The following is an 18,771-nucleotide window of genomic DNA, read 5'->3' on the forward strand; positions in this document are numbered from 1 at the left end:
TCGATCAGGGCGCCTTCACCACATGTGGCTGCCATATCGTCGCCTGCGGCGCGGAAGCGATGCCGAGCTGATCAATGGCGCGAGCGGCCATCTGGTCGACAATATCGGCGACGCTTTGCGGTCTGTTATAAAAGGCCGGAACCGGCGGCATGACGGTGGCGCCCGCTTCCGTCACCGCGCACATGTTGCGCAGATGGATGAGATGCAGCGGCGTCTCGCGTGTCATCAGGATCAGCTTCCGGCGCTCCTTCAGATGCACATCGGCGGCGCGGGTGAGAAGATTGTCCGAAAGGCCGGTTGCAATGGCCGCAAGTGTGCGCATGGAGCAGGGCGCAACGATCATGCCGGCTGTCGGGAAAGAGCCGCTGGCAATTGCCGCGCCGATGTCATCGACGGTGTGATTGACACTGGCGAGCGACGACATCCGCCCTATGGCTTGTGCACCTTCCTCATGCAGCAGGGTGCGTCTGGCCGATTGCGAAAGGACGAGATGGATTTCGACGCTTTTCATCCCGGCGAGGCGTTCAACGATGCGCAGGGCTATGCCGGCACCCGAGGCGCCGGTGACGCCGACCACGACGCGGCACGGGGTCATGGCCGTTCTCCAAGGCCGAGATCGCGCCACATCAGATCGACTTTCGCGATCACGTCAGGCGTCATGGATAGCACGCGGCCCCATTCGCGCTCCGTCTCCGGCGGTAGCTTGTGGGTGGCGTCCAGTCCCATCTTGCCGCCGAGACCGGCTTTAGGAGAGGCGAAGTCGAGATAGTCGATCGGCGTATCGTTTATGATCATCGTATCGCGCGAAGCATCGAAACGGGTGGAGAGCGCCCAGATGACATCCGCCCAGCTGCGGACATTGATGTCGGGATCGACCAGAATGATGAGCTTCACATAGCTGAACTGCGGCAGCATCGACCAGAGGCCCATCATCACCCGCTTTGCCTGGCCGGGATAACGCTTGTCGATGGAGGCGACCATGACGCGGTAGGAACAGGCCTCCGGCGGCAACCACAGATCGACGATTTCCGCAAACTGCTTTTTCACGAGTGGCAGGAAAATCTCGAGCATGGCTTCACCGAGAACCGAGGGTTCGTCCGGCGGCCGGCCGGTATAGGTGGAAAGATAGATCGGATCGCGGCGCATGGTGATTGCCGACAGCGTCATGACCGGGAAGGATTCGACCGAATTATAATAGCCGGTATGGTCGCCATAGGGGCCTTCGAGTGCCGTTTCCTTTGCCGAAACGGTGCCCTCCAGCACGATTTCGGCATTGGCCGGCACCGGCATCGGCACGGTTAAAGCTTTTGCGATGCGGCTTTTCGAGCCGCGCAGCAGGCCGGAGAAGCCAAGCTCGCTGATATGGTCGGGAAGCGGCATGACGGCGGCGAGAATGGTGGCGGGATCAGTGCCAATGGCGACGGTAACGGGCATATCCAGCCCGCGCGCCTGCCAAAGCCGGTGGTGATGTGCCCCGCCACGATGAGCCAGCCAGCGCATGATCACCCTTTCGGGTCCCAACACCTGCATGCGGTAGATGCCGACATTGATATCGTCGGGATCATCAGGCGAACGGGTGATGACCAGCGGCCAGGTGATGAGCGGGGCCGGTTCGCCCGGCCAGCACCATTGCACCGGCAGGCGGGCAAGATCGATTGCATCACCCGTCAGCACCCTTTCCTGCACCGGCGCGCGGGAGACGTTGCGTGGCCGCATGGAAAGCGCCGCCCGGAGCAAAGGCAGCTTGCTCCAGGCCTCTGCCATGGTTTTCGGCGGCCGCGGTTCTCGTAATTCTGCCAGCTTCTGTCCAAGCGTGGGCAGGCCGCCCGTTTCCAGCCCGAGCCCCCATTCGATGCGTTGACGCGTGCCGAACAGATTGGCAAGCAGCGGCATCTCCCGCACCTTGCCCTCGTGGTCGACGGGTTGCTCGAACAGCAGCGCCGGCCCGCCCTCGGCGAGTACGCGGCGGTGGATTTCGGTGATCTCGTGCACCAGCGAGACCGGTTGGCGGATTCGCCGCAGCTGCCCACGCTCTTCCAGCAACCGGACGAAACCGCGCAGATCGGCGGCGCGGAAGGGTTTCGTTTCTGTCTCTTTGTCTGTGCGCTCGTCTTTCATGCCGCCTGTTTGCCGGTGGCAGTGGGGCATGTCCTTGCGCTGCCGCAAATGCGGGTTCAGCGCGAACGAAGATAGTCGGCGAGAACGAGGGCGTGGTTGTGTTCGGTATCGTGGGCGGCATAAAGCAGTGTGACCCGGCCTTTCGCCATCAGCTCCTTCATCTGGGCCACGGCATCGGGACTGGCCGCCAGTTCCTCATGATAATGCCGGGTAAATTCGGCAAAGCGCGATGGCATATGGGAGAAGTTCTTGCGCAATTCGTTGCTGGGCGCGATCGCCTTCAGCCATAGCGACAGTTTTGCATCTTCCTTGCGCATGCCGCGCGGCCAGAGCCGGTCCACCAGAACGCGCGTGCCGTCATCCTCGCTGGCGGGTTCGTAAATCCGTTTGACCCTTATATCGGACATGGGCGGCCTCCTTCGCTTGACAAGTCCGTGATCTATAGCGCTTTTCATCGTTTCACGCCGGAAAATCACCCTGTCTTTGCGTTCGCTCAAACCGCCATCCGTGCGCCGCGGTTAGGTTGCCGCCCGCAACAGAGCCGACAGGAACCTTCATGAGACCTTTTCCCGCCGCCATCGCCACCCCCTTGAATTTTCTGCCGATTGCCGTGGTGCAGCGAGCGACGGCGGCGATGCTGGCGCAGATCATGAAGCGGCACCCGGATATGTTCGTCCGGCTCGGCGAACATCGCAACAAGCGCTACGCTTTTCTGCCTGTCGATCTCCCCTTCGCCTTCATGGTCGAACCCGCAAGTCCTGCCATCACCGTCAGCCGAAAGGGCCGCCTGCCCAAGACGGACGCGGCGGTCGAGGGACCGCTTTTCATGCTGCTTGCGCTGATGGAGGGGCGGCAGGATGCCGATGCGCTGTTCTTTTCGCGTGATCTCAGCGTCACCGGCGACATGGAGGCGATGCTGGCGCTGCGCAATGCGCTTGATGACAGCGGCATCGATCTGCCGCGCGACCTCGGTGCATTTGCCGGGCCTTTCGCGCCGGTGGTAACGCGTGTCGCGAACCGTCTGCGCGGCCACGTTCTGTCCGAAACGCGGGGAGAGCAGGCATGGAACTGATCTGTCCTGCGGGAACGCCCGCCGCCTTTCGTGAGGCCGTGGATGCCGGGGCGGACGCCGTCTATTGCGGCTTTCGTGATGAAACCAATGCTCGCAATTTCCCCGGCCTCAATTTTTCCCGCGAAGAGCTGGCCGACGCCATCACTTACGCGAAGAAACGCGGTGTCCAGACCTTTGTGGCGCTCAACACCTTCATGCGCGCAGGTAATGAGGATATCTGGTATCGCGGCGCGGCCGACGCCGTGAAGGCGGGGGCTGACGCGCTTATCCTCGCCGATTTCGGCCTGATGGCGCATGTGGCGGAAAACCATCCGCAGCAGCGCATCCACGTCTCGGTACAGGCCTCCGCCTCCAATGCCGATGCGGTCAATTTTCTCGTCGATGCTTTCGGCGCAAAACGGGTGGTGCTGCCGCGCACCCTGACGATTCCTGACATCGCCCGGCTGGCGCGGCAAATCCGCTGCGAAATCGAAATCTTCGTGTTCGGTGGTCTCTGCGTCATGGCGGAGGGACGGTGTTCGCTTTCGTCCTACGCCACAGGCAAATCACCCAACATGAACGGCGTCTGCTCGCCGGCAAGCCATGTGCATTACCGGCAGGATGGGCAGGAGCTGGTGTCAGAACTCGGTGATTACACTATCAACCGCTTTCCGGCGGGGGAGGCGGCGGGTTACCCCACGCTGTGCAAGGGCCGTTTCGAGATCGCTGACGACAAGTCCTATGCCTTCGAGGATCCGGTGTCGCTTGACGTGATGGACCAGATCGATTCCCTGCGCGACGCAGGGGTTAGCGCGCTGAAGATCGAGGGTCGCCAGCGCGGCAAGGCCTATGTGGCGGAAGTGGTTTCCACCCTGCACCGGGCGCTTTCCGCCGGTGCCGAAGAACGCGGCAGGCTGCTCTCACGCCTGCGGCTCTTAAGCGAAGGCCAGCGCACCACCGTTGGCGCTTACGAGAAACGCTGGAGATGAAGGCGATGGCAAAACCTGTAACGACCACTCTGGCGCTCGGCCCGGTCCTTTATCTCTGGCAGGGCGAGAAATGGCGAGATTTCTATTTCCGCATCGCCGATGAAGCGCCCGTCAGCCATGTCTATCTCGGCGAGACCGTCTGTTCCAAACGGTTTCATTTCACCGAGCCGCATCTGGCAGAGGTGATCGAGCGGCTGGAGTGCGCCGGAAAACAGGTGATCCTTTCGACGCTTTCACTGGTGACGCTGGAACGGGAAAGCCGCCAGCTGCGCGGCTTGATCGCCGATAGTCCCTATTCCGTCGAGGCGAATGACCTTTCCGCCCTTGGCATGCTGCATGGCGCGCCGCACGTCGTCGGGCCGATGGTGAATGTTTATAATGCAGCCACCGCGCGGCTGCTGTCCTCGCGCGGGGCAAGCGCCATCTGCCTGCCGCCGGAACTGCCGATGATCTCGGTGGAGCGCATCGTGGCGGAGACGCCTGATGTGGACTTCGAAATCTTCGTCTTCGGCCGCCTGCCGCTCGCCATTTCGGCGCGCTGCGCCCATGCCCGCGCCAAGGGCAATATCAAGGATAATTGCCAGTTCGTCTGTGGCGACGATCCGGATGGATTGCCGGTGCGCACGCTCGACCGGCAGTCGTTTCTGGCGCTGAACGGGGTGCAGACGGTGTCGCACACCTGCCAGTCGCTGCTCGGCGAGCTTCAGGATCTGGCCGCTGCCGGCATCGCCCGCTTCCGCCTCTCGCCGCAGGATTGCGACATGGTGGCGGTGGCGCAGATCCATGACGATGTTCTGACCGGCAGGCGGGGTGCGGAAGATGGTCTTGCCCGTCTCAGCCAAATCTATCCGGACGTGCCTTTTTCCAATGGTTTTCACCACGGGCGGGAAGGGGCGGCCTGGATCGCCCGCGCCCGCAACACGGCGCATGGGGTGAATGCATGACGACGAACGGGCAAAGTGAACAAACGCTGTCCGCAGCAGCGCCGGGCGGAGCGGATATCGCGGCGGCGATCCATCTCGTGCGTAACGTGGTTTTGCAAAGCGCGCTCGATTGCGGCTGCCGCGACAGGGTGCACGACGCGCTGCGCGAGCTTGAGGATTTCGAGCGCCAGCGCAATGTCGTCAAGCTCCTTGCCGCCGCCCGCGAGGAGCGACGCAAGATCGGGCTTCTAGCCGATATGCTGTCGGATTTTGCCGAGGACGATACGGTCGATGAAGGCGTCGTCGAAACGGCGAGACTGATGTTTCTCGATATCGCCGCCGCCGCGCAGGAGGGTTCGCGCATTCTGCGAGAGGCCCGGTCTCTTAAAACATGCAAATAGCCCCTCGCTTCCGGCGCTGTTTGATCCTGCGCAAAGAGCACCCGCTTGCAAAATGTCATTTCCGGGTTGGTGACGCTCCGGGCCGCAAGGCCGGTTGTGCGGGCATCGGGGGCGCTTCCGGCGCGAACAAGGATCAGGACCATGGCCCATCATCTCACCCGTCGTCAGGCTCTTTCGGCCCTTTCCGGTTTCACGGTGGCGACGCTTGCCGCACCGCATATTCTGAAAGCGGAGACACCGCTCACCTTTTACGGGCCTCCCGCCGCGCCGTCCGCCGTGCTGGCCCATGCGGTAAAGAGCGGGTTCCTGAAGGACGTTGCGCCTGGGTCCGTCTTCAGGGCCTGGAAAATGCCGGATGAAATGCGCGCCGCCGTCGCCTCAGGCTCCATGGGGGCGGTGGTGATGCCGAGTTATGGGGCCGCCAATCTCCATAATCGCGGCCTCGGCCTCGGGCTGCTCAACGTGCTGACCACGGGTCTGCTCTATATCGTTTCGAAAGACGAGACGCTGACCTCGCTGAAAAGCCTATCCGGCAAGACGCTTGCCCTGCCGTTCAAGAATGATATGCCCGATTTCGTGCTGCGCCGGCTTGTTGCCGAAAACGGCTTGAAGCCCGGCGACATCAAGCTGGAATATGCCGCCTCGCCGCCGGAAGCTGTGCAATTGCTGCTGACGGGCAGGGTGGATGCGGCGCTGCTCAGCGAACCGGCCGCAACCGCTGTGCTGATCAAGGCGAAGTCGTTTTTCATGACCGTCCACCGCACCATCGATATCCAGCAGGAATGGGCGAAGGTGGCCGGCAAGGCTGAAATCCCGCAAGCCGGCCTCGCCTTGACGTCGCAGGTTCAGCAAAAGCTCGGCAAGTCCGGCATAGAGGCGCTGCAGGCCGCCATGGAGGCGGCGCTCGCCAGCGCCATCGCCGATCCGAAGACGGCGGCCGATGCCGTCGCCGAAGCTCTGGGCTTTCCGCCTGACATCATCGCTGCCTCCTTCCCGACTAGCCATCTATGTGCGCTGAAGGCGAGTGCTGCGCGTACCGATCTTGAGGCGTTTTACGATGAACTCGCCAAGGCCGACCCCGCGATCATCGGCGGTCGGCGGCCGGATGACGGTTTTTATCTGGTGTAGCAGGCATGAACCGCATTCTCGAAAGTCTTGGCTGGATGGGCCGCTATCTCTGGGCGGGCTGGGCAGGGCTTTCGGGTATTTTCTGCTTTCTCGCCGCCTGGCAGGCCGGGCATGAAATTTATGGCTCCTTCATCCTGCCTTCGCCGGGTGAGACCTTCGCGGCTATCGGAGTGCTTGCGGCGAGGCCGGATTTCCTCGCGATCCTGTCGCAGAGCGCCGTCAGGGCCCTGACCGGTTTCACCATTGCGGTGGGCATCGGCACCGTCGCCGGCGTGATGGCGGGTTACTCCTTCGCTGCCATGCGGCTGATGAAGCCTGTTGTCACCGTCCTGCTCGGCGTTCCGCCCATAGGCTGGATCGTGCTGGCGCTGATCTGGTTCGGTTCTTCCGGCGGCACTGCCGTCATGACCGTTGTCATCGCATCGGCTCCCGTTTCCTTTGCCGGTGCATTGGAAGGTGTCGCCAAGCGGGATCGTCAGCTGGAGGTGATGGCGCAGGCCTTCGGTGCTCCATGGTTTTACCGGTTGCGGACCGTCACCATGCCGCATGTGCTTTCCTATCTCTTTCCCGCCTGGACCACGACGGCCGGCAGTGCGTGGAAAGTAACTGTCATGGCGGAGCTTCTGTCGAATTCCGGCGGCATCGGCGGCGAACTGGCCACCGCACGCGCGCTGTTCGATATCGCGCAGGTCAGCGCCTGGCTCACCATCACCGTCGCGCTGGCGCTGCTCACCGATTACGGCCTGCTGCATCTGCTGCGCGAAGCGCTGGAACGCTGGCGCGCCGCCGGGCTGCCATGGGGTGTCAAACGATGAGCGATCATTCCAACCTGCGTTTTGAACATGTCGGCCACGCCTTTTTAGGTCGCAGCCTGTTCGAGAATTTCGACCTGAGCATCGCGCCGGGGGAAACCGTGGCGCTGCTTGGCCCTTCCGGCAGCGGCAAGACGACGATCCTGCAGATCGCGGCTGGCATCATCGATCCCGTTCGCGGCCGCGTGCATCGTCGATATCGCCGGCAGGGTCTGGTCTTTCAGGAACCGCGGCTGCTGCCATGGATGACGCTGATCGACAATATCGCCTACGGCCTTGCGGCCACCGGCATGCCGAAACGGGAACGCCGTGAAAGGGCTGGGTGTTTTGCGCTCGAAGTTGGGTTGGAAGAAGCGGATTTCGACAAATATCCGGTCGAGCTTTCCGGCGGCATGCGCCAGCGCGCCGGTGTGGCGCGGGCGCTGGCGGTGGAGCCGGACATGCTGTTTCTGGACGAACCTTTCAGCGCCGTCGATGTCGGCCTGCGACGCCATTTGCAGGAGCTTCTGGTGGGTACCGCCCGCAGGCGCGGTTTCTCCACCCTTCTTGTCACCCATGATCTTCATGAAGCGCTGATGGTGGCCGACAGGCTGATCGTGCTTTCAGGCATGGACGGCCGCGTGGTTGCCGCTCACAAGCCTTCCGGCTCGCCGGGCGGGCGCATGGCGCGGGCGGTGTTCGATGAAGCGGAACGCCTGGCCGAGAGCCCGGCCTTTGCCGAACTGTTTTCGGCGAGGGAGCGGGTCAGATGAGGCCGCCGCCGATCCTTTCCGAAGCCCTGCGGCTGTTTTTTCCTCAGGCCGCCATGCATGGCGCGGTTTGGCCGTTTTTGTGGGTGGTTATCGGCGGTTATGGCCTGCCTTTCGCCGATGCCGTGCCTGCCTCGCAATGGCACGCCCATGAGATGATTTTTGGCACCTATGGCATGGCGCTTGCGGGTTTCCTCGGGTCGGCGGTGCCGGAATGGACGGATACGAAACCGGCGCAGGGGAGAGCGCTGGTCCATCTTGCCTGCCTCTGGCTGCCGGGCCGCATCATCGGTGTCTTGGGGGCTGATGCGTGGAGCCTGCTGGCCGGCTTTTTCGATATGGCTTTTCTGCTGGCGCTCTCTGCCCTCATCGGCAGGGCAATGCTGGCGCGGCGCACGGTGAAGCACCTGACATTCCTCATCTGGCTTCTTCTTTTCGCGGCGACGGAAGCGGGTGTGCGTTATGGCTGGTGGGCCGGCGATCTCGCATTCGCATCCCGCTGTCTGGAAGTGGCGCTGTGCATCTTCATCGTGCTGTTTTCGCTCTCGGCAGCCCGCATCAATGTGGTCGTCATCAATCTGGCGCTCGATCCAAGCGGGGAGACCACGCCTTACCGGCCGCATCCCGGCCGCCAGCACATGGCGGGCGCCATGGTGACGATTTATATGGCGACGAGGCTCGCCTTTCCGCAAAGCGATGTCTGCGCCTGGCTAGCGCTTGCGGCCGGTGCGGCGTTTTTCGACCGGCTGGCCGAATGGTTCATCGGGCGTGCGGTCTTCAGGACCGAGGTGCTGCTGCTCGGGCTTGGTAATGCTTTTGCCGGCGCGGGATTTCTGGCGCTCGGGGCGACACGGCTCGGTTTTTCCGTTACGCCCGCCGCAGGGCTGCATCTCCTGTCGGTCGGGGCGCTTGGATGCGCTGTCATGGCGGTTTTCATCATCGCCGGGCTCCGGCACACGGGCCGCAATCTGGCGTCTCTGCCATGGCAGGCCCATGCGTCGGCTGCCCTGATGGCGGCGGCCGGACTGATCCGCATCCTGCCTGAGTTCGATTTCGCCGCGATCCTGTCACCCTATCACCACGGCCTCAGTGCAATGCTCTGGGCGGCGAGTTTCGGCGCCTGGCTGCAGAGTTTTCTCCCTTTCATGCGCGCGCCGGGCATGGACGATAAGGGAGCCTGCGGATGAGAGCTTCCGGCAGCTCCGACGGTCGGGCGTTCAACCCATTTACGTCGACTGTTTATTTTTTCAGCAAAAGCACAATGCGAAATCAGTGACTTAGGCGAGCGGTCTTGATGAATGTTAGTTCTAATAAATAATCAATAAAATCAAATAGTTGAATATTTCCGTCTTTTAGCCGATGATGACTCGAAACGAATAGGAAACGCGAATATGCCTAAAATAATCGCGCCTCAACACGCAGATGAAAAGCCTGGCCGGACGAGGGAACTTGTGACCTTCGCCGTTCTGGCCTTTGGAATCTGGCCCGTTCTGGCGGTCGGATTTGTCGGGGCTTATGGCTTTATCGTCTGGATGTTCCAGATCATTTACGGCCCTCCGGGGCCGCCCGGTCATTGAGGGCGCCATGATGATGGAAGTCTCTCTCAGCCGGCGCGATTTGCTGCGTGGTGGGCAAAAACATAGACCACGCATCTGTCCCCCCGGGGTCGCGTTGAGCGACCTCACCGCTTGTAGCGGTTGCGCAAAATGTGTCGAAGCCTGTCCCACCGGCATCATTGCCATGGTGGGCGGCTTGCCTTCGGTGGATTTCTCCGTCGGGGAATGCACCTTTTGCGGCAAATGCGCCGAGGCCTGTCCGGAGCCGGTGTTTGCCGCCCCCGCCGCGCAACGCTTCGATCATGTCATGGCGATCGGCGAGGGCTGTCTCGCCTTCGGCAATATTGATTGTCAGGCCTGCCGCGATGCCTGCCCGACCGAGGCCATCCGGTTTCGCCCGCGCCGCGGCGGTCCCTTCGTGCCTGAACTTATCGAACAAGCCTGCACCGGCTGCGGGGCCTGCGTGTCCGTCTGCCCGGCCGGTGTGATCGAGATCAAGGAAACAGCCACGGAGAAGCAATATGCCTGAAAATACAGGCCGGTATCATGTTTCAAGCGCCGTGGTGGCGGTGATGCCGCAGATGCGCGACGCCGTGCTCGCAACGCTTTTAACGCTCGACAATGTCGAGGTTCATGGCGAGGGCAACGGCAAGATCGTCATCGTCATCGATGGCACGAGCACCGGCATGCTGGGCGATACGCTCACCTATATTTCGACACTCGACGGTGTGATTGCCGCCAACATGGTTTTCGAACACGTCGATACAGAGGAGACAAGCGGCGATGAGCAGCGAACTGACGCGGCGTGATCTATTGAAGGCGCATGCCGCCGGCATTGCGGCGGCGACGGCAGGCATTGCGCTGCCGGCCGCGGCCCAGCCGGTGCCGGGCGGCGTTTCCGCCTTGCAGATCAAATGGTCCAAGGCGCCCTGTCGTTTCTGCGGCACGGGCTGCGGCGTCATGGTCGGCGTCAAGGAAGGCAAGGTCGTCGCCACCCACGGCGACATGCAGGCGGAGGTCAATCGCGGCCTCAACTGCATCAAGGGCTATTTCCTGTCCAAGATCATGTATGGCAAGGACCGCCTGCAGACCCCGCTTCTGCGCAAGAAAAACGGCGTTTACGCGAAGGATGGCGAGTTCGAGCCGGTAAGCTGGGACGAGGCCTTCGACGTCATGGCCGAGCAGTGCAAGCGGGTGCTGAAGGAAAAGGGACCGACGGCGGTGGGCATGTTCGGTTCCGGCCAGTGGACGATCTTCGAGGGTTATGCCGCGACCAAGCTGATGCGCGCCGGCTTCCGCTCCAACAATCTCGATCCCAATGCCCGCCACTGCATGGCGTCTGCTGCCTATGCCTTCATGCGCACCTTCGGCATGGATGAGCCGATGGGCTGTTACGACGATTTCGAACATGCCGATGCCTTCGTGCTCTGGGGTTCGAACATGGCGGAGATGCATCCCATCCTGTGGACCCGCATCGCCGACCGGCGGCTGGGTTTCAACCATGTGAAGGTGGCGGTGCTTTCGACCTTCACCCATCGCAGCATGGATCTGGCCGATATCCCGATGGTCTTCAAGCCGGGTACGGATCTCGTCATCCTCAATTACATCGCCAACCACATCATCAAGACCGGGCGCGTCAACGAAGACTTCGTGAAGAACCACACGAAATTCGTGCGCGGCGTCACCGATATCGGTTACGGCCTGCGGCCGGACAACCCGGTGGAGGTGAATGCCGCGAATTCCGCTGATCCGACCAAGACAGAAGCGATCGATTTCGAAACCTTCAAGGAATTCGTCTCCGAATACACGCTGGAAAAGACCGCGGCCATGACCGGCGTTGAAGCCGGTTTTCTGGAGGAGCTGGCCGAGCTTTATGCCGACCCGAAACGCAAGGTCATGTCGCTCTGGACCATGGGGTTCAACCAGCATGTTCGCGGCGTCTGGGCCAACCAGATGGTCTATAACATTCATTTGCTGACGGGAAAGATTTCCGAGCCGGGCAACAGCCCGTTTTCGCTCACCGGCCAGCCCTCGGCCTGCGGCACGGCGCGTGAGGTCGGAACCTTCGCCCATCGCCTGCCTGCCGACATGACGGTGACCAACCCCGAACACCGCAAACATGCCGAGGAAATCTGGCGCATCCCGCATGGCATTATCCCGGAAAAGCCGGGTTATCACGCCGTGCAGCAGGACCGCATGCTGCACGACGGCAAGCTGAATTTTTACTGGGTGCAGGTCAATAACAACGTTCAGGCCGGTCCGAATACCAAGAACGAGACCTATCAGGGCTATCGCAACCCCGAAAACTTCATCGTGGTCTCGGATGCCTATCCGACCATCACCGCCATGAGCGCCGACCTCATTCTGCCCGCCGCCATGTGGGTGGAGAAGGAAGGCGCCTATGGCAATGCCGAGCGGCGCACCCATGTCTGGCACCAGCTGGTCGAGGCCTCGGGCGAGGCGCGTTCAGATCTCTGGCAGCTGGTGGAATTTTCCAAGCGCTTCACCACCGATGAAGTGTGGCCGGCGGAGATACTCGACGCCAATCCCGCCTATCGCGGCAAGACGCTTTATGAGGTTCTCTTCAAGGACAGCGATGTCGGCAAGTTCCCGCTGAGCGAGATCAACGCGGATTACCAGAACCAGGAATCCAAGGATTTCGGTTTCTATCTGCAGAAGGGCCTCTTCGAGGAATATGCCGCCTTCGGGCGCGGCCACGGCCATGATCTTGCGCCTTACGATGCCTATCACGAGGTGCGCGGCATGCGCTGGCCTGTGGTGGACGGCAAGGAAACGCTGTGGCGTTACCGCGAGGGTTACGACCCCTATGTCAAACCCGGCGAGGGCGTGAAGTTCTACGGCAACAAAGACGGCAAGGCGGTCATCATCGCCGTGCCATATGAGCCGCCGGCCGAATCTCCCGACGAAGAATTCGATACCTGGCTGGTGACGGGCCGCGTGCTGGAGCACTGGCATTCCGGTTCCATGACCATGCGCGTGCCGGAACTCTACAAGGCTTTCCCCGGCGCCCGCTGTTTCATGAATGCCGATGATGCGCGCAAGCGCGGGCTCAATCAGGGCGCGGAAATCCGCATCGTCTCGCGCCGCGGGGAAATCCGCTCCCGCGTGGAAACGCGCGGCCGCAACCGCATGCCGCCTGGTGTCATCTTCGTTCCCTGGTTCGATGCGAGCCAGCTCATCAACAAGGTGACGCTCGACGCAACCGATCCCATCTCCAAGCAGACGGATTTCAAGAAATGCGCAGTCAAGATAGAGCCAGTCGCATGATCAGGAAACACGGATGGATGGTCGCCACGCTTCTGGTGGTCGCGGTGGCGACGGGCGCCGTTGCGCAGATGGTGCCGGAATTGTCCGGCCCGCGCGGCGACGCCATGCGCACCGAGCCCGCCAAACCCCTGCCGAAATGGGTGATCGACGACTTCAGGCGCATGCGCGCCTATCCGGAACAGCCGCCGGTCATTCCGCATTCGATCGACGGCTACCAGCTTTCGGTCAATGCCAACCGCTGTCTCTCCTGTCACAAGCGCGAATTCACGCAGGATTCCGGCGCGCCGATGATCAGCGTGACGCATTACATGACGCGCGAAGGCCAGATGCTGGCGGATGTTTCGCCGCGCCGTTATTTCTGCACTGCCTGCCATGTGCCGCAGGCCGATACGCGGCCGCTCGTGCCCAACACGTTTCAGGACATGAGCGAAATGGGCGTCAAACCGGCGGGTAGCGAATGATGATCGCCCGAGTGAAAAAACTTCTCGTCTGGCTCTGGGCGGTCCTTACGACACCGGCGGGCACGCTTAGCCTCGCTTTCCTGACGCTTGGCGGTTTTGTCGGCGGGGTGATGTTCTGGGGCGCCTTCAACACCGCGCTTGAAATGACCAACAAGGAAGCCTTCTGCATTTCCTGCCACGAGATGCGGGCGAATGTTTATGAGGAACTGACCCGGACGGTGCATTTCTCCAACCGTTCCGGCGTGCGCGCCTCCTGTCCGGATTGCCATGTGCCGCATGAATGGACGGACAAGATCGCCCGCAAGATGCAGGCCTCCAAGGAGGTCTGGGGCAAGATTTTCGGCACTATCGATACGCGCAAGAAGTTCCTCGACAAGCGTCTGGAGCTTGCCCAGCACGAATGGTCGCGCCTGAAGGCCAATGACAGCCTGGAATGCCGCAACTGCCATTCCTCCGCCGCCATGGATTTTACCAAACAGACGCAGCGCGCCGCCGATATCCATTCCCGATATCTGCTGACGGGCAAGGCCACCTGTATCGATTGCCACAAGGGCATCGCCCATGAATTGCCCAATATGGAAGGCATCGACCCCGGCTGGAAAATGCCGCCGGCACTGAACGACCAACCAGGCCCGACAGCCTCTGCGGTGGATGACCTGAGGCGTGCGATGACGGATGTGCATCGGAACGTTTTTTGATGTGTCTGGCAAAACAAAACGCCGTGCAGCCTCTTGGATGCACGGCGTTTCCTTTATTAAACCGGACCGCAGGTTAACTACGGCCGGGTTTGCTTCAGCCATATGTCAGCCGATCTTCACGTTGTCGTCGCGCTTGATGGCGATGACGGTCGAGCGTGGCAGCTTGCCTTCGCCATCCGGGAAGGGAGCGTCGGGGTGCTGGATGCCGACGAAGTGGGTGCGCTTGTCGCCGGACCAGGTCTGGCCGGTGACTTCGGAACCCTTCGGGGCAGTCAGGAAGCGCTCGATGCGGCCCGTGGCCGGGTCGCCCGCCAGCATCTGGTTGTTGCCCTGGCCGGCGAAGTTGCCTTCATTGGTGTCTTCGCCGTCAGTCTGGATCCAGAGCAGACCGGTGCTATCGAACATCATGCCGTCAGGCGAGTTGAACATGTTGCCTTCGTTGATGTTGGAAGAACCCGCATAGGCGTCCTTGTGGACGGTGGGGTTGCCGGCCATGCAGAACAGGTCCCATTTGAACTTGCCGTCCGCATGGTCGTCATTTTCCGGATACCAGCGCACGATCTGGCCGTATTCGTTCTTCTCGCGCGGGTTGGCGGCATTGATCGCCATGGCGTCGCCGCCGGCATTGGCGCGCAGCTTGCCGTCCTTCATTTCGCCGCGGCGGCTGTTGTTGGTCAGCGCGCAATAGGCTTCGATGGCGACCGGGTTGATGGCGACCCATTCCGGGCGGTCCATCGTCGTTGCACCGACCTTGGAAGCGGCCTGTCGGGTGAAGACACAGATTTCGTCGATCTTCATGCCTGTCGTTTCCGGCGTCAGGGCCAGCCACTCGCCGGCGCCGTCATCGGAGAACTTGGCGACGTAAAGCGTGCCTTCGTCAAGCAGCCTGGAGGTGTCGCCGCCCGGCACGTAGATGCCGTTGGAGACGAATTTATAGAGGAATTCGCCACGCTCGTCGTCACCCATGTAAACAACGACACGGCCGTCACGGGCAATCACCACGGCGGCGTTTTCATGCTTGATGCGGCCAAGTGCGGTGCGCTTGATCGGGGTGGACTTGGCGTCCGAAGGATCGATCTCGACCACATAACCGGCGCGGCGCGGTTCGTTGGGGTTCTTGGCGACGTCGAAACGCTCGTCAAACTTCTCATAGGCATAACGCGTCTCGGCCACGATACCGTAGCGCTTGTAATCATCAGGCAGCTTGAAGGTGGCGTCGGTGGTGCCGAAATAGCCGTTGAAGTTCTCTTCGCAGGTGAGGTAGGTGCCCCACGGCGTGCGGCCGGCGCCGCAATTGTTGAAGGTCCCGAGACAGTCGATACCATCAGGGTCGGCGGCGGTCTTGACGAGATCGGAGCCTGCGGCCGGGCCGGAAAGCTTCATCGGTGTGTTGTGGTGGATACGGCGGTTGAAGGGGCTGTCGAGAACGATCTTCCAGCCGTCCTTGTCTTCCGCAACTTCCATGACGGTGACGCCCTGCATGTTCTGCAGGATCTTCACATCGTCGGCCGTCTTCGGGTTGCCTTTTTCAGCGTGCGGCAGGTTGGTTTCCGGGTTCACATATTCGTGGTTGACGGCGATCAGCTGATGGCTGCCGACCACGAAGAGTTCCATACCGTCGGTGTTTTCGCCGAAGACCTTGTCGGAATTTTCAACGCTGACGCCCTTGGCGGGGTCGAGATCGGGAACGTTGGAGAACAGCGGCTGGCCCCATTTCGCCAGCGGCTTCCAGTTATAGCCTTCCGGGACATGGATGGTGTGGTCGGTTGCGGCGGCAACCGGCTTGAACGGGAAACGGCCGGCGGCGGCTTCCTGCGCCTCGGCGGAGGTGCTGCTCAACAGGTTGCCGAGCGTGCCCATGGCGGCCGCGGCCGAACCGAAGGCCAGCACGCCGCCGAGAAAGCCGCGGCGGGAAATCGCGGTTTCAACCACGCGGTCGAAATCGGTTTCGGCCGGCGGCGGGTTCTGCAGTTCGTCCCACTCGTCCCAGGACAATTTGCTCGTATCGATGTCGGTCATAGTCTGTCTCCACCGTTCAATGTTTGGAATCATTCCAACAGGCTGCGTACCTTCCGAGTGTTTCACTCGGATGACGGGAAGACGGGTTTAAAATATGATCTTCTCAGTTATGAATCTACTATTTTTCCCTCAATGCGGGAGAAGGATGCGAGTGAGCAGCAGGCCTTCGAAGCGGCAGAAGCGGAAGGGAACCTTCGTTCCGCGGCGCCAGTCTTCGCTGAGGTCGGCCGTCAGGCGCAATGATGCGGAGCCGTTTGCGTCAAAGCCGGATAATTCGGCCGCCTCGAAAAAGAAAAGCCGTTTCACTGTCGGATAAAGCGCCTTGAACAGGCTTTCCTTGGCCGAAAAAACCAACCCGGTCATGAAGGGATCGATATCCTTGCCGAGGTCGTGGCGCTCATTCGCGGTCAAGGCCTGCGGGGCGATATCGCGGGCCTCCTCTTCGGTCAGCAGCCTTTCGATATCGATGCCGATGCCGCGAAATCGCTGGGAAGAGCCGGCGAGCGCAATCGCCCGCTCATGGCTGTGGGAAATCGCGCCGATGACGCTCTCGGGCCAGATCGGGGCGCGATCCTCACCCATACCGGGAAAAACGGCGTAGCCGGTGAGGCGGCGCGTGGCTTCCGCCGCGCATCTGCGGCCGGCGATGAATTCCGCCTTGCGTTTCTGCACGGCGTTTAAAAGCTGCGGCGGCAAGGGAGGGACCTCGCCGCCGCCGCCTTCTTCGGCGCTGTAACGAAGGGTGAGGCAATGGCAATCGCCGCTGTCGTCCGGCCAAGGCCAGATGGCCTCCGGTGGATCGCCGAAGACGGCTTTGCGATGAAACGCCGTTGCGACGGCCATAGTCTTCACCCTCAATCCAACGGCTCGAATTTAAGCCGCAAGCGTGGCGCCGCCATCGACCACGATCTGCTGCATCGTCACATGGCCGGCCTGATCGGAGGCGAGAAACAGCACCGTATCGGCGATATCATCAGGCCTTGCGATCTTGCCGAGCGGAATGCCAAGCTTGAACTGCTCCGGCAGGCCGGCGACCAGCCGCTCCTTGCCGGCCGGGTCGCTCAACATGCCTGAAAGCATCGGCGTATCGGTGGAGCCGGGTGAAACGACGTTGCAGCGCACCCCATAGGGTGCAAGCTCAAGGGCGGCGCAATGGCTGAGGCTGACCAGCGCCGCCTTGGAGGCGCAATAGGCCATCATGCCGATGCGTGGCACGACGGCGGCGTTGGAGCCGACATTGACGATCGCACCGCGCCGCTGCCGTTTGAAGATGCCGCTCCATTGCCGCAGCATATAAAACGGTCCCGCCGCATTGACATCCATGCAGGCTTTCCAGTCTTCCGGCGTCAGGCTTTCGCTGTCGCCGAGCCGCAGGACGCCGGCGGCGTTGACCAAAATATCGAGCCCGCCCCATTCGCTTTCGATTGCCTTGCAGGCCGTCTCCACCGCCGTCGCATCGGTAATGTCGAGCGCGATCTGGCGGAAGGGCGCTTGCGCCGTCCCGGCCAGAAGGTCGAGGCCGATGACCTCGGCCCCTTCCTCGATGAAACGTTCGGCGATGCGGCGGCCGATGCCCTGGGCTGTGCCCGTCACCAGCACACGCCGTCCGGTAAATCTCTGTTGCGTCATCTTGTCCGTCCGCTCAGGCTGCGAGCCGCTTTTCTTCGATCAGCGCCCACCAGGCGGAAAGTGTGGGCACACGCGCAAGTTCATCGAAACCGACGGTGACACCACGCTCCTTCAGTTCGCCGGCAAGCTTCATCACCTGCAGGGAATCAAGGCCGTAGAAGATCAGGTTCTCGTCGGGGTCGATGTCGCTTTCATCCTCCACCATCTGCAGGACGCGGGCTTTCAGCCATTCGCTGATACCGGTGGCTTCTCCCGCGCCGACGAGGCTTGCAGTGTCGATCACCACGCCGCAGCGCGTCGCCACATATTGCAGGGCCATGCGGTGTTCGGCCTCGGAAAAATCAGCAACGCCGTCACCGATCATGAAGGGCTGAATATCCTTCATGAAAGCTTCCACCGCCGTCATCATGCATCCGATATGGGCGTAAACGCCGCCGACGATGATCTGGTCGCGGCCCCAGCCCTTCATGCGCTCAGTAAGGTCGGAACGCTGGAAGGCGCTGTAACGCCATTTGGTCAGCACCACGTCGTCAGGCGTCGGGGCGAGCTTATCCACGACCTTCTGCAGTTCTGGATCGACGACGGTGAGGCCCGGTCCCCACATATCATTGAGGAGCGCACGGTCGCCAGGCGGCTGGTCATGCGGCTGGGCGGTGTAGATAACAGGTACGCCGTTCTCAACCGCCCATGCCTTCACCTTTGCGAGATTGTCGATGAGGGTGGTCATCAGCTTGCCGTCGGCCTCATAGAACCGCAGGAAATAACGCTGCATGTCGTGGATGAGGAGTACGGCCCGTTTCGCATCGGGCTGCCATTTTGTCTTGTTGGCCGGAAAGCTTGCGGCGACCGGCATCGGATAGTCGGAAATACTGGGGATTGTCATGATGACCTCGGTGGTTTGCTGCGCCAGGGGCGCTTAATCTCGGGTTTCGGGACGCTCTTTTTGAGC

Annotated in this window: 21 protein-coding genes; 14 read left to right on the forward strand and 7 right to left on the reverse strand. The window is 61.6% G+C overall.

What is annotated here, in order from left to right; all coding sequences use genetic code 11:
* Positions 1–4: 4 nt before the first annotated feature.
* The 3 genes from WDZ78_RS17870 to WDZ78_RS17880 are packed head-to-tail and all read right to left on the reverse strand — an operon-like array spanning position 5 to position 2,525.
* Positions 5–595, reverse strand: a complete 591-nt coding sequence (locus WDZ78_RS17870; RefSeq protein ID WP_425673777.1) for a UbiX family flavin prenyltransferase — start codon at positions 593–595, stop codon at positions 5–7.
* Complete coding sequence (locus tag WDZ78_RS17875) at positions 592–2,118, reverse strand: UbiD family decarboxylase (protein ID WP_425673778.1); 1,527 nt, start codon at positions 2,116–2,118, stop codon at positions 592–594. Before WDZ78_RS17875 ends, WDZ78_RS17870 begins: the two co-directional genes overlap by 4 nt.
* 56 nt (positions 2,119–2,174) lie before the next feature.
* Positions 2,175–2,525: a DUF488 domain-containing protein gene (locus tag WDZ78_RS17880; RefSeq protein ID WP_020010319.1), complete on the reverse strand. Its 351-nt coding sequence runs from the start codon at positions 2,523–2,525 to the stop codon at positions 2,175–2,177.
* A gap of 149 nt (positions 2,526–2,674) precedes the next feature.
* Between WDZ78_RS17880 and ubiT the strand changes: the two genes are divergently transcribed.
* The 14 genes from ubiT to WDZ78_RS17950 all read left to right on the forward strand — a co-directional run bounded on the left by ubiT (position 2,675) and on the right by WDZ78_RS17950 (position 14,174).
* Positions 2,675–3,190, forward strand: a complete 516-nt coding sequence (gene ubiT / locus WDZ78_RS17885) for a ubiquinone anaerobic biosynthesis accessory factor UbiT (RefSeq protein ID WP_111817554.1) — start codon at positions 2,675–2,677, stop codon at positions 3,188–3,190.
* A complete protein-coding gene (gene ubiU / locus WDZ78_RS17890) occupies positions 3,181–4,158 on the forward strand; it encodes a ubiquinone anaerobic biosynthesis protein UbiU (RefSeq protein ID WP_425673779.1) in 978 nt (325 codons plus the stop codon). Before ubiT ends, ubiU begins: the two co-directional genes overlap by 10 nt.
* Before the next feature lie 5 nt (positions 4,159–4,163).
* Entirely contained in the window at positions 4,164–5,102 is a 939-nt protein-coding gene (gene ubiV / locus WDZ78_RS17895; protein WP_425673780.1) for a ubiquinone anaerobic biosynthesis protein UbiV, read from the forward strand.
* Complete coding sequence (locus tag WDZ78_RS17900; protein WP_425673781.1) at positions 5,099–5,482, forward strand: hypothetical protein; 384 nt, start codon at positions 5,099–5,101, stop codon at positions 5,480–5,482. The genes ubiV and WDZ78_RS17900 overlap by 4 nt, the downstream gene beginning before the upstream one ends.
* Before the next feature lie 141 nt (positions 5,483–5,623).
* Positions 5,624–6,610, forward strand: a complete 987-nt coding sequence (locus WDZ78_RS17905) for an ABC transporter substrate-binding protein (RefSeq protein ID WP_425673782.1) — start codon at positions 5,624–5,626, stop codon at positions 6,608–6,610.
* 5 nt (positions 6,611–6,615) lie between these two features.
* Complete coding sequence (locus WDZ78_RS17910) at positions 6,616–7,425, forward strand: ABC transporter permease (protein ID WP_425673783.1); 810 nt, start codon at positions 6,616–6,618, stop codon at positions 7,423–7,425.
* A complete protein-coding gene (locus WDZ78_RS17915) occupies positions 7,422–8,174 on the forward strand; it encodes an ATP-binding cassette domain-containing protein (RefSeq protein WP_020010326.1) in 753 nt (250 codons plus the stop codon). The genes WDZ78_RS17910 and WDZ78_RS17915 overlap by 4 nt, the downstream gene beginning before the upstream one ends.
* Positions 8,171–9,358, forward strand: coding sequence for an NnrS family protein (locus WDZ78_RS17920; protein ID WP_425673784.1), 1,188 nt, complete (start codon positions 8,171–8,173; stop codon positions 9,356–9,358). Before WDZ78_RS17915 ends, WDZ78_RS17920 begins: the two co-directional genes overlap by 4 nt.
* 204 nt (positions 9,359–9,562) lie before the next feature.
* On the forward strand, positions 9,563–9,748 hold the full coding sequence (gene napE / locus WDZ78_RS17925) for a periplasmic nitrate reductase, NapE protein (RefSeq protein ID WP_425673785.1): 186 nt from the start codon (positions 9,563–9,565) through the stop codon (positions 9,746–9,748).
* 7 nt (positions 9,749–9,755) lie between these two features.
* On the forward strand, positions 9,756–10,256 hold the full coding sequence (locus WDZ78_RS17930) for a ferredoxin-type protein NapF (protein WP_425673786.1): 501 nt from the start codon (positions 9,756–9,758) through the stop codon (positions 10,254–10,256).
* Positions 10,249–10,536 carry a chaperone NapD gene (locus WDZ78_RS17935; protein ID WP_060724395.1) on the forward strand — a complete coding sequence of 96 codons (288 nt, stop codon included), beginning with the start codon at positions 10,249–10,251 and terminating at the stop codon, positions 10,534–10,536. The genes WDZ78_RS17930 and WDZ78_RS17935 overlap by 8 nt, the downstream gene beginning before the upstream one ends.
* Positions 10,511–13,015, forward strand: coding sequence for a periplasmic nitrate reductase subunit alpha (napA, locus tag WDZ78_RS17940; protein WP_425673787.1), 2,505 nt, complete (start codon positions 10,511–10,513; stop codon positions 13,013–13,015). The genes WDZ78_RS17935 and napA overlap by 26 nt, the downstream gene beginning before the upstream one ends.
* Complete coding sequence (locus tag WDZ78_RS17945) at positions 12,985–13,476, forward strand: nitrate reductase cytochrome c-type subunit (protein WP_080814697.1); 492 nt, start codon at positions 12,985–12,987, stop codon at positions 13,474–13,476. Before napA ends, WDZ78_RS17945 begins: the two co-directional genes overlap by 31 nt.
* A gap of 2 nt (positions 13,477–13,478) precedes the next feature.
* Positions 13,479–14,174, forward strand: coding sequence for a cytochrome c3 family protein (locus WDZ78_RS17950; RefSeq protein WP_425673823.1), 696 nt, complete (start codon positions 13,479–13,481; stop codon positions 14,172–14,174).
* Positions 14,175–14,279: 105 nt separating this feature from the next.
* Here the strand turns inward: WDZ78_RS17950 and WDZ78_RS17955 are convergent, their stop codons facing one another.
* The 4 genes from WDZ78_RS17955 to WDZ78_RS17970 form a co-directional block, all read right to left on the reverse strand.
* Positions 14,280–16,193 carry a PhoX family protein gene (locus WDZ78_RS17955; protein ID WP_425673788.1) on the reverse strand — a complete coding sequence of 638 codons (1,914 nt, stop codon included), beginning with the start codon at positions 16,191–16,193 and terminating at the stop codon, positions 14,280–14,282.
* A gap of 129 nt (positions 16,194–16,322) precedes the next feature.
* Positions 16,323–17,036: a 4'-phosphopantetheinyl transferase family protein gene (locus tag WDZ78_RS17960; RefSeq protein WP_425673789.1), complete on the reverse strand. Its 714-nt coding sequence runs from the start codon at positions 17,034–17,036 to the stop codon at positions 16,323–16,325.
* A 30-nt stretch (positions 17,037–17,066) separates the two neighbouring features.
* A complete protein-coding gene (gene dhbA, locus WDZ78_RS17965) occupies positions 17,067–17,822 on the reverse strand; it encodes a 2,3-dihydro-2,3-dihydroxybenzoate dehydrogenase (protein ID WP_026363642.1) in 756 nt (251 codons plus the stop codon).
* Between the two features lie 13 nt (positions 17,823–17,835).
* Entirely contained in the window at positions 17,836–18,705 is an 870-nt protein-coding gene (locus tag WDZ78_RS17970; protein WP_425673790.1) for an isochorismatase family protein, read from the reverse strand.
* Between the last annotated feature and the right edge of the window lie 66 nt (positions 18,706–18,771).

The organism is Agrobacterium sp. M50-1, from assembly GCF_049843495.1.
In the GTDB taxonomy this organism is placed as follows: domain Bacteria; phylum Pseudomonadota; class Alphaproteobacteria; order Rhizobiales; family Rhizobiaceae; genus Agrobacterium; species Agrobacterium radiobacter.

Coding starts and splice junctions, on each gene's coding strand:
- WDZ78_RS17870 (WP_425673777.1), bottom strand. CDS start 595: ATGACCCCGTGCCGCGTCGTGGTCGGCGTCACCGGCGCCTCGGGTGCC.
- WDZ78_RS17945 (WP_080814697.1), top strand. CDS start 12,985: ATGCGCAGTCAAGATAGAGCCAGTCGCATGATCAGGAAACACGGATGG.
- WDZ78_RS17930 (WP_425673786.1), top strand. CDS start 9,756: ATGATGATGGAAGTCTCTCTCAGCCGGCGCGATTTGCTGCGTGGTGGG.
- WDZ78_RS17880 (WP_020010319.1), bottom strand. CDS start 2,525: ATGTCCGATATAAGGGTCAAACGGATTTACGAACCCGCCAGCGAGGAT.
- napA (WP_425673787.1), top strand. CDS start 10,511: ATGAGCAGCGAACTGACGCGGCGTGATCTATTGAAGGCGCATGCCGCC.
- WDZ78_RS17960 (WP_425673789.1), bottom strand. CDS start 17,036: ATGGCCGTCGCAACGGCGTTTCATCGCAAAGCCGTCTTCGGCGATCCA.
- WDZ78_RS17920 (WP_425673784.1), top strand. CDS start 8,171: ATGAGGCCGCCGCCGATCCTTTCCGAAGCCCTGCGGCTGTTTTTTCCT.
- WDZ78_RS17875 (WP_425673778.1), bottom strand. CDS start 2,118: ATGAAAGACGAGCGCACAGACAAAGAGACAGAAACGAAACCCTTCCGC.
- WDZ78_RS17955 (WP_425673788.1), bottom strand. CDS start 16,193: ATGACCGACATCGATACGAGCAAATTGTCCTGGGACGAGTGGGACGAA.
- ubiU (WP_425673779.1), top strand. CDS start 3,181: ATGGAACTGATCTGTCCTGCGGGAACGCCCGCCGCCTTTCGTGAGGCC.
- WDZ78_RS17910 (WP_425673783.1), top strand. CDS start 6,616: ATGAACCGCATTCTCGAAAGTCTTGGCTGGATGGGCCGCTATCTCTGG.
- ubiV (WP_425673780.1), top strand. CDS start 4,164: ATGGCAAAACCTGTAACGACCACTCTGGCGCTCGGCCCGGTCCTTTAT.
- WDZ78_RS17915 (WP_020010326.1), top strand. CDS start 7,422: ATGAGCGATCATTCCAACCTGCGTTTTGAACATGTCGGCCACGCCTTT.
- WDZ78_RS17900 (WP_425673781.1), top strand. CDS start 5,099: ATGACGACGAACGGGCAAAGTGAACAAACGCTGTCCGCAGCAGCGCCG.
- WDZ78_RS17905 (WP_425673782.1), top strand. CDS start 5,624: ATGGCCCATCATCTCACCCGTCGTCAGGCTCTTTCGGCCCTTTCCGGT.
- ubiT (WP_111817554.1), top strand. CDS start 2,675: ATGAGACCTTTTCCCGCCGCCATCGCCACCCCCTTGAATTTTCTGCCG.
- WDZ78_RS17935 (WP_060724395.1), top strand. CDS start 10,249: ATGCCTGAAAATACAGGCCGGTATCATGTTTCAAGCGCCGTGGTGGCG.
- WDZ78_RS17970 (WP_425673790.1), bottom strand. CDS start 18,705: ATGACAATCCCCAGTATTTCCGACTATCCGATGCCGGTCGCCGCAAGC.
- dhbA (WP_026363642.1), bottom strand. CDS start 17,822: ATGACGCAACAGAGATTTACCGGACGGCGTGTGCTGGTGACGGGCACA.
- napE (WP_425673785.1), top strand. CDS start 9,563: ATGCCTAAAATAATCGCGCCTCAACACGCAGATGAAAAGCCTGGCCGG.